Annotated in this window: 11 protein-coding genes, 1 tRNA gene and 1 pseudogene; 6 read left to right on the top strand and 7 right to left on the bottom strand. The window is 68.1% G+C overall.

What is annotated here, in order from left to right; all coding sequences use genetic code 11:
• Window positions 1–209 precede the first annotated feature (209 nt).
• From RF701_RS12320 to RF701_RS12310, 3 genes are all read right to left on the bottom strand, one after another.
• Window positions 210–284: transfer RNA gene (locus RF701_RS12320), tRNA-Thr, on the bottom strand.
• Window positions 285–480: 196 nt separating this feature from the next.
• Window positions 481–618, bottom strand: a complete 138-nt coding sequence (locus RF701_RS12315; protein ID WP_203308930.1) for a hypothetical protein — start codon at window positions 616–618, stop codon at window positions 481–483.
• Window positions 585–2,408, bottom strand: a complete 1,824-nt coding sequence (locus RF701_RS12310) for an aminopeptidase P family protein (RefSeq protein ID WP_308815664.1) — start codon at window positions 2,406–2,408, stop codon at window positions 585–587. The genes RF701_RS12315 and RF701_RS12310 overlap by 34 nt, the downstream gene beginning before the upstream one ends.
• A gap of 259 nt (window positions 2,409–2,667) precedes the next feature.
• On the opposite strand from RF701_RS12310, the gene RF701_RS12305 reads away from it, so the two are divergent.
• A complete protein-coding gene (locus RF701_RS12305) occupies window positions 2,668–4,602 on the top strand; it encodes a methyl-accepting chemotaxis protein (RefSeq protein ID WP_308815110.1) in 1,935 nt (644 codons plus the stop codon).
• 139 nt (window positions 4,603–4,741) lie between these two features.
• On the opposite strand, the gene RF701_RS12300 is transcribed toward RF701_RS12305, so the two are convergent.
• From RF701_RS12300 to RF701_RS12290, 3 genes and pseudogenes are all read right to left on the bottom strand, one after another.
• A complete protein-coding gene (locus RF701_RS12300; RefSeq protein ID WP_308815109.1) occupies window positions 4,742–5,683 on the bottom strand; it encodes a DUF808 domain-containing protein in 942 nt (313 codons plus the stop codon).
• Between the two features lie 122 nt (window positions 5,684–5,805).
• The gene (locus RF701_RS12295) at window positions 5,806–6,192 is read right to left on the bottom strand and encodes a DUF2238 domain-containing protein (RefSeq protein WP_308815108.1); all 387 of its coding nucleotides are present in this window, start codon (window positions 6,190–6,192) and stop codon (window positions 5,806–5,808) included.
• Between the two features lie 22 nt (window positions 6,193–6,214).
• Window positions 6,215–6,280 (bottom strand): annotated as a pseudogene (locus RF701_RS12290) (hypothetical protein); the annotation flags it as partial.
• A 233-nt stretch (window positions 6,281–6,513) separates the two neighbouring features.
• Between RF701_RS12290 and RF701_RS12285 the strand changes: the two are divergent.
• The 5 genes from RF701_RS12285 to RF701_RS12265 are packed head-to-tail and all read left to right on the top strand — an operon-like array spanning window position 6,514 to window position 10,928.
• Window positions 6,514–8,583, top strand: a complete 2,070-nt coding sequence (locus RF701_RS12285) for a S9 family peptidase (RefSeq protein WP_210357351.1) — start codon at window positions 6,514–6,516, stop codon at window positions 8,581–8,583.
• Between the two features lie 7 nt (window positions 8,584–8,590).
• Complete coding sequence (locus RF701_RS12280) at window positions 8,591–9,154, top strand: DedA family protein (RefSeq protein WP_210357352.1); 564 nt, start codon at window positions 8,591–8,593, stop codon at window positions 9,152–9,154.
• Window positions 9,151–9,555, top strand: a complete 405-nt coding sequence (locus tag RF701_RS12275; RefSeq protein ID WP_210357353.1) for a thioesterase family protein — start codon at window positions 9,151–9,153, stop codon at window positions 9,553–9,555. The genes RF701_RS12280 and RF701_RS12275 overlap by 4 nt, the downstream gene beginning before the upstream one ends.
• Window positions 9,552–10,031: a hypothetical protein gene (locus RF701_RS12270; protein ID WP_308815107.1), complete on the top strand. Its 480-nt coding sequence runs from the start codon at window positions 9,552–9,554 to the stop codon at window positions 10,029–10,031. Before RF701_RS12275 ends, RF701_RS12270 begins: the two co-directional genes overlap by 4 nt.
• A gap of 48 nt (window positions 10,032–10,079) precedes the next feature.
• The gene (locus RF701_RS12265) at window positions 10,080–10,928 is read left to right on the top strand and encodes an aspartyl protease family protein (RefSeq protein WP_308815106.1); all 849 of its coding nucleotides are present in this window, start codon (window positions 10,080–10,082) and stop codon (window positions 10,926–10,928) included.
• Between the two features lie 31 nt (window positions 10,929–10,959).
• On the opposite strand, the gene ppc is transcribed toward RF701_RS12265, so the two are convergent.
• Window positions 10,960–13,650 carry a phosphoenolpyruvate carboxylase gene (gene ppc / locus RF701_RS12260; RefSeq protein ID WP_308815105.1) on the bottom strand — a complete coding sequence of 897 codons (2,691 nt, stop codon included), beginning with the start codon at window positions 13,648–13,650 and terminating at the stop codon, window positions 10,960–10,962.
• Between the last annotated feature and the right edge of the window lie 55 nt (window positions 13,651–13,705).

Genomic DNA, 13,705 nt, shown 5'->3' with positions numbered 1-13,705 from the left:
CGGAGGCCGTGCGTGGTGGCCTCGCCGGGGACTATCGGCCAGCGACGATGGCGAGGCAACAAAATTGCTCGATTCGCGCAGCGTCGTTCGCGCAACTGCGATCAGTCTCAGATCATGCGGAAGGGCCGCACAGCCATGCGAAAAAGACCCCTTTTTTGGGCTTCGGGCCAATCGCGATCCCCGGAGGGGCGGTTAAGTCAATGAGAAAATGGTGCTGCCGGTGAGGATTGAACTCACGACCTCAGCCTTACCAAGGATGCGCTCTACCACTGAGCTACGGCAGCACTCGTCCGTCGGACGGAAGCGCGCCTAGAGCGGAGGGCGGGCGGCTTGTCAAGCGATTGGTTGCGAGGCCGCCGCGTTTTCGGGATAAGGCGGTGGATGAGCGAAGCCGATACCCGTGCTGCCCGTCTGGCGGCGAACCTGCGCGCCAACCTGCATCGGCGCAAGGCGCAGGCGCGCGACCTGCGCGGATCCGCGTCAGCGGTGCGTGACGAGCGACCCGACGGAAACGAGCCCGCTCGCCGCGACATAGGCGACGCCGGACCCGGCGGTGAATAGGCCGATCATCGTCCCGGCGACGATCAGGTGACCGGTGAGCATTTTGACGCGAGCCATGCCCTGTCCTCTCCATCGAGCACCGGACCGATCCTTGCGACGACCTCGGCGTGATAGGCATTGAGCCACGAAAGCTCGGGCGCCGTCAATAGGGCCGGGTCGATCAGGTCGCGTTCGATGGGGGCGAAGGTCAGCGTCTCGAACGCCAGCATCCGCCGGTCGGGATCGCCCCCCTCGATCGCGCGCGGCACGACGAGCAGCAGATTCTCGATGCGGATGCCGTATTCGCCCGCCTTGTAATAGCCCGGCTCGTTCGACAGCATCATGCCCGCCCGCAACGGCTCCAGCGTTCCGCCACCGGCATAGGTCGGCATCGCGATCCGCTGCGGTCCCTCGTGAACCGACAGGTAGCTGCCGATGCCGTGACCGGTGCCATGGGCGAAATCCAGCCCCGCCTCCCACAGCGGCCGCCGTGCGAAGGCGTCGATCTGCGCGCCGGTCGTGCCGTCCGGGAAGATCGCGGTGGCGACCGCGATATGCGCCTTGAGCACACGGGTGAACCGGTCGCGCATCTCCGCGCTGGGCGCACCGATCGGCACGACCCGCGTCACGTCAGTCGTGCCATCCGCATATTGCCCGCCCGAATCGACGAGGTACAGCTGACCCGGCACGATGCGCGCGTTCGATTCGTCGTCGACGCGATAGTGCGGGCTCGCACCATGGGCCCCCGTGGCGGAGATCGTGTCGAAGCTGGTGTCGCGCAGCAGTCCCGTCTCTTCGCGAAAGGCGAGCAGCCGGGCGGCGGCGGACAATTCGGTTTCGCCGCCTTTGGGGCATTCGGTCTCGACCCAGCGCAGGAAGCGCGTCAGCGCCGCGCCGTCGCGGACGGACGCGGCGCGATGCCCCGCCACCTCCACCGGGTTCTTCAGCGCCTTGGCCAGCACGACCGGATCGCGCAGCGCCAGCACGGTCGCGCCGCCCGCCTCGAGCGCGTCGAAGATCGCCGCGACCGCGCGTTCGGGATCGGCGGCGATGCGGCGCCCGGCATAGCCGCCGAGCGCGGCGGCGAACGCGGTACGATCGTGGATGCGCACCGCATTGCCCAGATGCTGGCGCAACGCGTCGTCGACCTTCTCGGGCGCGACGAACAGGTCGGTCGTGCCGTCCGCGTCGACGATGGCATAGGAGAGCGCAACCGGCGTATGCGCGACGTCCGCGCCGCGCACGTTGAGCGCCCAGGCGATCGAATCGAGCGCGGTCAGCACCACCGCATCCGCGCGACGTTCGCCGAGCCAGTCCGCGATGTCGGCCCGCTTGGCGGCGGACGACCGGCCGGCCAGGTCCTCGTCATAGCGGACCATCTTCGCGGGCGAAGGCGCGGGCCGATCGGTCCAGATCGCGTCGATCGGATTGTCCGCAACGGCAACCAGCGCCGCGCCGCGTTCGGCGAGCGCGGCGCGCATTGCCTCGACCTGATCGCGCGTGTGCAGCCAGGGATCATAGCCGATCCGCTGCCCCGCCTCCGCCGCGCGCCCCAGCCAGGCGGCCAGGCTGTCCTGCGGCACGTCGACATAGTCCCAGTCCGACGGCGAAACCTGCTCGCGGACCTGCAGCGTATAGCGTCCATCGGTGAAGATCGCCGCGCGGTCGGCCAGGACCGCGGCGCTGCCGGCCGACCCCTCGAAGCCGGTCAGCCACGCCAGCCGCTGCGCATAGTCACCGACATATTCGCTCATATGCTCGTCAGTCAGCGGCAGGACGAAGCCGTCGAGCGCGGCGGCGGACAGGCGGCCGCGCAGCGCGGCAAGGCGGGCGGCATGAAGCGCGGCGCGCGAATTAGGCTGGGTCATCACGGCTGCGTCTATCGACCGGCCACCCGGCAATGGCAACAGCGCGTAGGGGGCGCTGTAGACGCGGCTAAAGGACAGTCTTCATGTCCGATAGCATCATGAATTTACCCCTTTGCGCGCCTTTTTCTGGAATATCGGAGCGATCGACATGGAGATGTCGCCATTTTGAGCAATGAAAAGGCTAGGTCACCTGATGTGTGGCGCAGCTCTTTTCCCAGGGTTAACCGGCTTTTAGAAGAAATTGATTATGACTTGCCGGATGAAGGGGGCGGCACGTCAGCATCGGTTGTTCCGCAGCCGGCTGCGCAAGAAACACGATGAAGAAAGCAGCGCGATAACGCGCCTGCTGCTGAGCCTCGTGGCGCTCGCGCTGCTTGCCTCTGCGGTCATCATCGCCGTGCTCGTCTTCTGCGCCGATCGCGAGGCCAATCAGACGGCGGCCGGGACGATCGCCGGTGCGCTCGATCGCGAGCGGTCGCGGATCAGTAACGAGACGTATATCAACGCCGCCTGGGACGATGCGGTCGCCCATGCCTATGGCACCATGGATATGCGCTGGGTGCGCTCGCAATGGGGAACGCCGATCGGGCGGAGCTATGTGATCGACGCCGCGGGGCGCACGCTATACGGGCATATCCCCGACCGCGCCGCGCCGCCGCTCGACCGGATGATCGCGCCCTCGCTGCTCCGTGCGCTGCTCGACCGCCTGCCGTCGGACGATGCCGCGGTCCGATCGCGCCACGACGCGACGGTGCTCATCGGACGTTTCGGCGGCAAGCCGGCGCTGATCGCCTTCTCGCCGATCGTGGCGGAAAAGGGACCCGTCCGGTGGCGCCGGGACACGTACCGCATCTTCGTCGACATTCGCGTGATCGACGCGTCGATACTCGCGGAATGGGAACGCGGCTTCGGCTTCGCGAACCTGCGCTGGATGCCCGCGAACGCCGGCCCGGGCGGGGATGCCGCAACGATGATCCGCGACTGGCGCGGTCGCCCGCTCGGCAGGATCGCGTGGCGACGGCTGACGCCCGCGTGGCAGACGCTGCTGGAAATCGCGCCGCTGACGCTGGCGTTCCTGACCGCGTTCCTGTTCGTCGCCGGCGCGCTCATCCAGCGCGTGCGCCGACTGAGCAGAAATCTGGCGACCAAATCGCGCCTCGCCGCCGCCGCCGCCGCGCAGGAGCAACTGGTCCGCGTCGCGGCGGAGGAGGCCCGCGTCGCCGCGGACGAGGCGCGTCGCGCGGCGGAGGCCGCGTTGCGCGAGGCGGAACAAGCCCGTCGCGACGGCGAGGATCAGGCGCAACGCCGGATTGCCGATGCCGCGCGCCATCGCAGGGAGATGACCGCCGCAGCGGCAGGGATCGCCGATCGGCTGCAGCAGACAGTCGGCGCGCTGATCGCCAATTTGCGCAGCGCCGCCAACGACCTCGATGCCAGTGCGGACTCGACGCTCGCGACCATCGTCGACCAGCAGGGTCAGGCGGAAGTCGCGCATAGCCTTTCGTCCCAGGCGAGCGAGACGACATCGACATTGCTCGAAAACCTGCGCGCCTTGGCGGGGAACCTCGATGTGATCGCCGGCGAGGCGCGCCGGTCCGCGGAGACGACGATCGAGGCGGCGAGCCATTCGGAAACCGCGCAGGCCGCGAACGCGACGCTGATCCGATCGGTGGCGTCGATCGAACGCTCGTCCCAGCGCATCGCCGCGCTGAGCCAGGCGACGAACCTGCTCGCGCTCAACGCCGCGATGGAGGCGGCACGCGCGGGAGACATGGGCCGCGGCTTCGCGGTGGTCGCGCAGGAGGTGCGAAACTTCTCCCAGGCGACCGCCGGCACGACGCAGGAGATCGCCACGCGCATCGAGGAGATCAGCCAGGCGACCACGTCCGCCGTCGGCGTCAGCGACGCGTTGCGTGTCGCGCTCGATCGACTGGCGGCGTCCGCGGTGCAGACGGTGGAGACGACATCGACGCAAAACCGGATGAATGCGGAGATCCGGGGCATGATCGCGGCGATCGAACGGAGTACCGTAACGGCGCGGGACACGTTTCAATCGCTTCGCGAGACGTTCGTGCAGACATCCTCGGTCGCGCTGCGCACCCGCACCATCAGCAGCACCATGCGCGAGCGGACGGAGGCATTGCAGCTGGAATGCGACCGCATCGTCGCGATGCTGCGAAGCAACGCAGCCTGACGACGCGGACGCGCGGCAAGGCCGGGTGCCGAAGGTACATGGCCGGCGCAGACGTTTCCGGCGCTCTTTTTCGATTCTGCAAGGCTTGATCGGGGCGGGGGTGAGGGCAGGCACCGCTTCCCCGCACGTGGATCAGGCCCTAGCCGGCCGGATGGCCCTCGGACGGGCGGGGCAGCAGATGCAGCAGGCCCGCGATCACGCCGCCGACCACGATCCCCATCAACGCGGAGCCGATCGCGCCGATCAGCCACCGCGCGACACCCGCCATCGCGCCGAGCGGCGCCGCCGCGCCTTCCGCCACGGCATGGATGGCGTGCGGGATCGCCGCGACCCCGAAACTTTCCAGGCCGTGCACGATGATGCCGCCGCCCACCCAAAGCATCGCCGCGGTGCCGATCACGGACAGCGCCGACAGGACCCGCGGCATCGCCGCCACCAGACCGCGCCCGATCGTCCGCGTCGCGGGCTTACGCGCAAGGTGCAGGCCGATGTCGTCCATCTTCACGATCAACGCGACCAGGCCATAAACGCCCGCCGTGATCGCCACCGCGACCAGCGCGAGGGCGATCGCCTGGTTGAGCAGCGTCTCCCCCGTCAATTCGCCGAGCGCGATCGCCATGATCTCTCCCGACAGGATCAGGTCGGTGCGGACCGCGCCGGCGACTTGCCGGTCCTCGAGCGCCTTGGCATCGGTGATCGCCGCGCTCTCCTCGCCATGGTGGCCGCCGGTCAGCGCGGCCAGGATCTTCTCCGCCCCCTCGAAGCACAGGAAGGCGCCGCCGCACATCAGGATCGGCGTGATCGCCCAGGGCGCGAGCGCGCTGAGCACCAGCGCGGCGGGCAACAGGAACAGCAATTTGTTGCGCAGCGAGCCCTTGGCGATCTTCCAGATGATCGGCAATTCCCGGGCAGGCGACAGGCCGGTGACATAGGTCGGGGTGACCGCGGTATCGTCGATCACCACGCCCGCCGCCTTTGCACCCGCGCGACCGGCCGCACCCGCGACATCGTCCAGGCTCGCCGCCGACAGCTTCGCCATCGCCGCGATATCGTCTAGCAGCGCCACCAATCCGCCCGGCATGTGCTTGGCCTTCCCTTTGTCTTTGGCTCGCTCATGCCCGCCGGCGGCGTGGAGGACAACTGCGGTGCGATCCGGCAAGGCTGGATCGGCGCGGTACCGCTTCCACGCACGTGGATCAAAGTTTATCCATCGCGGTCCTGAGCGATCAGCCGGTCGTCGATCCGCGACAGCGTGGCCAGCGCGATCGCCGCACCGACGAGGCAGGTCAGCATGTCCCACTGCGTGTCCCAGGGATCGCCCTGGGCACCTAGGAACGCATCGGCCCCCTGCCCCAGCGCCTGGGCGGCCGCGAACTCGATCAGTTCATAGGCGGCGCTGATCGCCAGGCAGAATGCGAGGACGGCAAGGGCGAGAAACGTGCCGCGACGGATCAGGCCAAGGCCGATCACCAGTTCGCGCAGCACGATCGCCGGGACGAAGCCCTGGCAGAAATGCCCGATCCGATCGAACGGATTGCGAGCCAGATGCCAGCCAGTCGCACAGGACGACGCCGATCGGCACCTTCGCATAGGTATAGGCGCCGCCCGTCATCAGAACGAGGCCGTGTACGCCGATCAGGGCCAGCGCGAGGTCGCTTGCCTGCCAGCGATGTCGCATCGCGACGAGGGCGGCGAAGACGATCGGCGCCGGCATGACCTCCAGCGCCCAGGTCGCGCGGTCAGCCGCGATGGCGAAGGACACGCCGAGGCCGACCAGCCAAACGAGGCCGAGCCAGACGAGGCGGCGGGTGTAAGCGGAGACATCCATCACGGATGATCTTGCCGTCGGCATGCGGAATGTCGATTCCCGGCGTGCGTCGACTTGGCGGGACACCGCGTTATGAAGGCCGCATGACCGATCCGACCCTGCCCAAGCCCCCCGTCGCCGACCGTCGTCCGCACAGCTTCACCGCGCATGGCGTGACGATCGAGGATCCCTATGCATGGCTGAAGGATCCCGACTATCCGGATGTCGGCGACCCCGACGTGCTCGCCTATCTCGCCGCGGAGAACGCTTATTTCGAGGCGGCGATGGCGCCGCACCAGTTGCTGGTCGACCGCCTGTACGAGGAGATGAAGGGGCGGATGAAGGAGGATGAATCCTCCGTGCCGCAGAAGGACGGCGACTGGCTGTACTGGACCGCGTTCGAGACGGGCGGCCAGTATCGCAAATGGTGGCGGCGGCCCGTCGCGGGCGGCGACGACGAGCTGCTGCTCGACGAACCCGCCCTGGCGGAGGGCAAGGGCTATTTCCGGCTCGGCGCCTTCGCTGTGTCGAACGACGGCGGCAAGCTCGCCTATGCGATCGACGACAACGGATCGGAGCGGTTCACCGTCCGGATCAAGGACCTGGCGACGGGCGAGCACCTTCCCGAGGTGATCGAGGGCATGCTGTCCGACATCGTCTGGACCGCGGACGATTCCGGATTCCTGTACGGCCTCGCCAATGCCCAATGGCGCACCGACAATGCGCGCTTCCACCGGCTCGGCACGCCGGTCGAGGACGACGTCGAACTGTTCCACGAGGCGGACGAGGGTTATCGCGTCGCGGTCGCGGAGACGAGCGACCGCAAGTGGATCATCATCGGCACCGGCGATCATGTCACCAGCGAGGTGCGGCTGCTCCCCGCGCACGACCCGTTCGCGCCGCCGATCCTGGTCGCTCCCCGGCAGGAGGGGCGCGAATATGACGTGGATACGCACGGCGACACGCTGTTCATCCATACCAACGACATCGATCCGATGTGGCGCCTGGTCACCGCACCGATCGTGAGCCCCGGCGACTGGACCGAGCTGATCGCCCCCGACCCGCATTTCTACATGACCGGCGTCGAATGCTTCCGCGACTTCTTCGTGGTCGAGGGGCGCGAGGACGGCCTCGATCGGATCGCCATACACCGCTATGACGCGCCGACCGTCGCGGAGCGGATCGCCTTTCCGGAGGCGAGCTATACCGCGGGGCTCGGCGACAATCCCGAATATGACATGACGGTGATCCGGCTGGGCTATGAGTCCATGGTCACGCCGGGCACCGTCTACGACTATGACACAGCGGCCGGTAGGCTGACGACGTTGAAGGTGCAGGAGATCCCTTCCGGCTATGACGGCGAGGGATATCGCACCGAGCGGCTCAAGATCACCGTCCGCGACGGCACCGAGGTGCCCGTGTCGATCGTCTATCCGAAGGACTTCGCCCGCGACGGGTCGCGGCCGCTCTTCCTCTACGCCTATGGCGCCTACGGCTATGCCATCCCGCCGGGCTTCTCGACCGGGCGCCTGAGCCTGCTCGACCGCGGCTTTGCCTATGCCATCGCGCATATCCGCGGCGGCGACGACCTGGGCCAGCAATGGTATCACGACGGCAAGCTGGACAAGCGGACCAACACGTTCAACGACTTCGTCGACGTGGCGAAGGGATTGATCGAACGGGGCTGGACCAGCGCCGGTCGCATCGCCACCGCCGGTCGCTCCGCCGGCGGCGAACTGATGGGCGCGATCGTCAATTCCGACCCGGGCTTGTGGGGCGCGGTGATCGCCGACGTGCCCTTCGTCGACGTGCTCAACACGATGATGGATGCCGACCTGCCGCTGACCCCCGGCGAGTGGCCGGAATGGGGCAATCCGATCGAGGACAAGGCGGCATTCGACCTGATCCGCAGCTACAGTCCGTATGACAATGTGGTCGCGCAGGATTACCCGCCGCTGTTCATCTCCGGCGGACTCAACGACCCGCGCGTCACTTATTGGGAACCGGCGAAATGGGCGGCGAAGCTGCGCGCCACCAAGACCGACGACAACATCCTGCTGCTCAAGACCAACATGGGCGCGGGCCATGGCGGCAAGTCCGGTCGGTTCGAATCGCTGCGCGAGGCGGCGGAGGAACATGCCTTCGTCCTTTGGCAGCTGGGCATAGAGGAATGACCGCAGCGTGACGCTCGCCCAGCTTATCGCGCATTACGGCCTGCCGGCGCTGTTCGTCGGCGCGGCGGTGGAGGGCGAGACGGTGGTCGTCGCCGGCGGTGTCGCCGCGCACCAGGGGCTGCTGCCGCTGGTCGGCGCGATGATCGCCACCGCGACCGGCTCGTTCGCCGCCGATCAGGCCTGGTTTGCGCTCGGGCGCCGCTTCCGCGACCATCGGCTCGTCAAGCGTGCGAGGGAGAAGCCCGCCTTCGCCAAGGCGACCGAGTGGCTGGAGCGCTGGCCGATCGGCTTCATCTTCGCCTTCCGCTTCATCTACGGTTTCCGCACCGTCAGCCCGATCGCCATCGGCACGACCAAGGTGCCGGCAAAGACCTTCGTCCTGGTCAATGGCCTGTCGGCAATCGTCTGGGGCATCCTGTTCACCGGCATCGGCTATCTGTTCGGCAAGGCGTTCGAACGGATGATCGGCAAGGTGTCGGCCCATCTCCCCTGGCTGATCGGCGGGCTGGTGCTGATCGCCGTCGTCGGTGCCGCCATCCATTGGTGGCGCAATCGCGCGCAGCCGGCATGAGCCGCTTCACGCTCACCATCACCGCACGGCCCGAGGACATCGACGAACTCGGCCATGTCAACAATGCCGTCTGGGTGCGCTGGATACAGGATATCGCCGTCGCGCATTGGGCCGCGGTGGCCCCGCCGGACCAGCAGGACGCCTATGTCTGGGTCGTGACGCGGCACGAGATCGACTATCGCGGCAATGTCGCGGCCGGCGAGACGGTGCGCGGGGAAACCTGGGTACCCGAACCGCCCAAGGGCGCGCGCTTCGATCGACACGTCCGCTTCACTGGCGCCGACGGCCGCGTGAAGGTGGAGGCGGTGACGACCTGGGCGCTCATCGACCGCGCGACGGGGCGGCTGCTGCGCGTACGACCGGAGATGGCCGCACCCTTTTTGGAGGATGCGCCGCGATGAACCGGGCATGGCGACTTTGCACCCTCGTCGTCCTGGCGCTGACGCCGTGCGCGATCGTGGCGCGGCATATCGACTCGCGGGCCAGGACCGAGTTTCGCGAGGCGGTCGACCGCTATCAGGTCTTCGTCGTACCGCATTGCGATCCCGGCACGGTCGAGGCCTATGTCACCGCGCGTCGGGTGCGCGACGACGCGTTCGTCCGCTCGCTTCTCCACACGCCGCTTGCCGCCGACTACAGGCATGCGATCGCGGACAATGCGCGGCGCGACCAGCATATGCGCTACGAATGCATGCGCCCGCCCCCGCCGCCACCCCCGCCCGGGCAGGTCCGGACGCAATCCGATGCCGCGATCGAGGCGGAGGAACGCCGTCGCGAACAGGCCGAACATTTTGCAGGCGGCGACCGTCAGTTCGCGCATATGGTCGCGCTTCGCGATCGGATGCTGAAAGGCCGAAGCAGCGCAACCGCGCATTGACTACAACTGTAAACGATCTACACCTGGTGGCGGGAGGATATCCGCCGCATGACCATCGCTCGCCTGATTTCGTCGCTATTCGCCATGGCGTCCGCACCCGCGATGCTCGCTGCCGATGCGCCGGCCGCACGATCGGTGATCCCGATGGCGCTGCTCGGCGGCAAGCAGTTCACCGTGGAGGCGGAGGTCGGCGGGAAACGCCGGACCTTCCTGTTCGACACGGGCGAGGGCACGACGATGATCGGTCCCGACGTCGCCCGCGACATCGGCTGTCGTCCCTGGGGCAATGTGGTCGCGTTTCGCATGCTCGGCGAGCGGCTGGACACGCCGCGCTGCGACGATGTCGCCTTCTCCATGGCAGGCCGGGCGTACCGCGCCTCCTCGACCATCGTCTACGACCTCGAAGAGATCGCGCAGGACGGAGGGCATCTGGCGGGCGCGGTCGGTCTCGACCTGTTCGACGGGAAAACGGTCACCTTGCACTTCGCCAGCCGCCGCATCGTCGTGGAGGATGCCGCCGGCCGCGCCGCGCGGATCCGGGACGGCCGCGAGGTGCCGATCCGGCTCGCGCGCTTCAACGAGGGCGGCATCGACGTCAACATCGGGGTAAGGACGGCGCGAGGCATGGCCTGGATGGAGCTCGATTCCGCCAACGCCGGCCCGACCATCTTCGTCGCGCCCGCTTATGCCGCCGACTTCGGACTCCGGGCGGATACCAAGGACGCGCAGCCGACCCGCGCCGAGATCGCACCCGGAGTCGTCCATGCCGGCAAGGCGCGGGTCTTTCCGGGCATGATCATCGATGGCAACATCGGCATGCAGTTCCTGGGCGAATGGGACCTGACCCTTGACCTGAAGAGCGGGCGCGGCTGGGTTCAGCCGGCCGTCCGGTCCTAGCTGCGAGGCTGGATCGAGGCGGCGCCGGCCCTCACCCGCTGTTGCGCAGCGCGGTCGCCACCGCGTTGATCGATAGCAGGATACCCTCGCCGATCCGCGGATCGTCTTCCCCTGCGCGATGCCGCTTCATCAGCTCGATCTGCAACAGGTTGAGCGGTTCGATATAGGGCAGGCGCAGGCGGATCGACGCGTCGAGCGCCGGATGCTTCTCCAGCAGGCGGGTCTGTCCGGTCGCGTCCAGCAGGCCGTCGACCGTGCGATGCCAGCCGTCGCGGATGCGGCCGAAGACATGATTGCGCAGGTCCGCATCCTCGACCAGGTCCGCATAATGCGCGGCGATGTCGATGTCCGACTTCGCCAGGACCATCTCCATGTTGGCGAGGGTGGAGGCGAATAGCGGCCAGCCCTGCGCCATTTCACGCAAGAGGCCCTTGTCGGCGAACGCATCCAGCGCCTGGCCGACGCCGTACCAGCCCGGCAGCATGACCCGCGCCTGGGCCCAGCTGAATACCCAGGGAATGGCGCGCAGATCCTCGATCGCGTCGGATTTCTTGCGGCTTGCCGGACGGCTGCCGATCTTCAGGCCCGCGATCTCGCCGATCGGCGTCATCTGGCGGAAGAAGGTGCGGAATCCTTCGGTACCGTAGACGAGGTCGCGATAGGCGTGGAACGCTTTGTCGGACAGGCGATCCATCGCCGCGCCGAACTCCGCATTCTCCGCGTTGGACAGGCGCGCCGGCTCCAGGCTGGCGAGCAGCGTCGCGGAAGCCATCGCCTCCAGATTGGTCATCGCGCTTTCGCGCGTGCCGTACTTGGCCGCGATCACTTCGCCCTGTTCGGTGATGCGGATGCGTCCCTGTACCGTCCCGGGCGGCTGCGCCCGGATCGCCGCGAAGGACGAGCCGCCGCCCCGCCCGACCGCGCCGCCGCGGCCGTGGAACAATTGCATGCCGACTCCCGCCGCCTCGAAGACCGGCCGCAACGCCGTCGACGCCTTCGACAATTGCCAGGTCGAGGTCAGATAGCCGCCGTCCTTGTTCGAATCCGAATAGCCGATCATCACCTCCTGATGACCCCTGGCCCCGGCGATCGCCGCGACCTCGGGCAGCGCGAACCAGTCCGTCATGATGCCGGGTGCGGCTTCGAGATCGCCGACCGTCTCGAACAGCGGCACCGCCATGATCGCGGCCGTCGGCGCGGCGCCGTCCGCGGCCGGGCGATAGAGCCCGACCTCCTTCAGCAGCAGGTTGATCTCGAGCAGGTCGGACACCGACTGTGCCATCGAGACGATGTAATTGGTGATGCACGCCGCGCCGTAGCGATCGTGCGCCTCCGCCGCCGCCGCGACGATGGCGAGCTCGGACCGCGTCTCCTCCGAATAATCGGCATAGCGGCTCGACAGCGGTCTCGCGTTCGCCAGCTCGCGACGCAGCAGCGCCACGCGCGCCGCCTCATCGAGCGCGCCGTAATCCTCCTCGACGCCGGCGACCTTGAGCAGCTCTGCGACGACGCGTTCGTGCACCGCGGAATTCTGGCGCAGGTCGAGCGTCGCCAGGTGGAATCCGAAGGTCTCGACCGCGCGGATCAGCCGGCCGAGCGCGCCGCTCGACTTGAGCGTGCTGCCCTGCGACAGGCCGTGCGCGAGCGCAGCAAGATCGGCACGGAACGCCTGCGGATCGGCATAGGCCTCTCCGGTCAGGCGCCCTGGCCGCGGCGCCGGCTTGCCGACCAGCGCCTGATGCGTTGCCGCCAGGCGCGCGTAGATGCCCGACAACGCCCGCCGATAGGGCTCGTCGCTGCGGCTGGCCGCCGCGTCGCCGCTCGCGTCGGCCAGTGCGGCGACCGCAGGCTCGACCTCGGCATGTTCGGTCGAGATCGACAGTTCCGCCCCCAAAGCGTGGACGGCATCCATGTAAAAGACGAGCACGGTCTCGCACGCACGACGCAGCGCCGTGCGCAGGCTGTCGGCGGTGACGAAGGGATTGCCGTCGCGGTCGCCGCCGATCCAGCTGCCGGGGCGCAGGAAACTCGGCACGCGCTCGCCGAACGCACGGTCCCAGCGTTGGTAGAGGGCGGGAATCGCGGGGAGGAACACGTCGCGCAGATAGCTGAGCGCGGTCTCTACCTCGTCGGTGACGTACAATCGCTCGCGCCGCAGCACGCGTGTCTGCCACAGCAGGGCGATCTGCCGTGCGATCGCGTCGTCGACGCGGTCGCCGTCGGGCGTTTCCTTCGCGCCGCCGTCCTTCAGCCGCATCAGCTCGGCTATGCGGTTGCGATGGTCGATCATGCTCTTGCGGCGCACCTCGGTCGGGTGCGCGGTGAGCACGGGGGCGACGAGCGCATGGCCGAGCAGGCGCAGCACCGCCGCGCGGTCGATCCCCTCCCCGTCCAGCCGCGCGAGCGCGGCGGCGACGTCGGCGTCCTTGTCCGCGGCGATCCCCTGCCGATCCTCGGCGAGGTTGGCGAGCATCGAGAAGAGCATGAACCCGCGGACGAAATCGAGCGTCTCGTCGAGCGACAGGCCGGTCAGCAGCGCCTGGATCGCATCGCCGTCGCCGCCGTCGCGATGCCGTTCCACCGAGGCGCGGCGTATCGCCTCCGTCGCCTGGAACAGCGCCTCGCCTCCGTACCCGCGGATCACCTCACCCAGCTTGGCGCCCAGAAACCGGACGTCGGGGTTGTTGGCGATGGGCGGCAGGTTTGGGGAGGAACTGGCCATGCCGAAGATGCTGCGCTGCGGCGGAAGCGAGGTCAACCGTCGAGACGATGGGGCG

Origin of the sequence: Sphingomonas sp. GV3, assembly GCF_031082075.1 — a bacterium.
GTDB classification, from domain to species: Bacteria; Pseudomonadota; Alphaproteobacteria; order Sphingomonadales; family Sphingomonadaceae; genus Sphingomonas; species Sphingomonas beigongshangi.
This window is presented reverse-complemented; position numbering and strand designations above follow the sequence as displayed.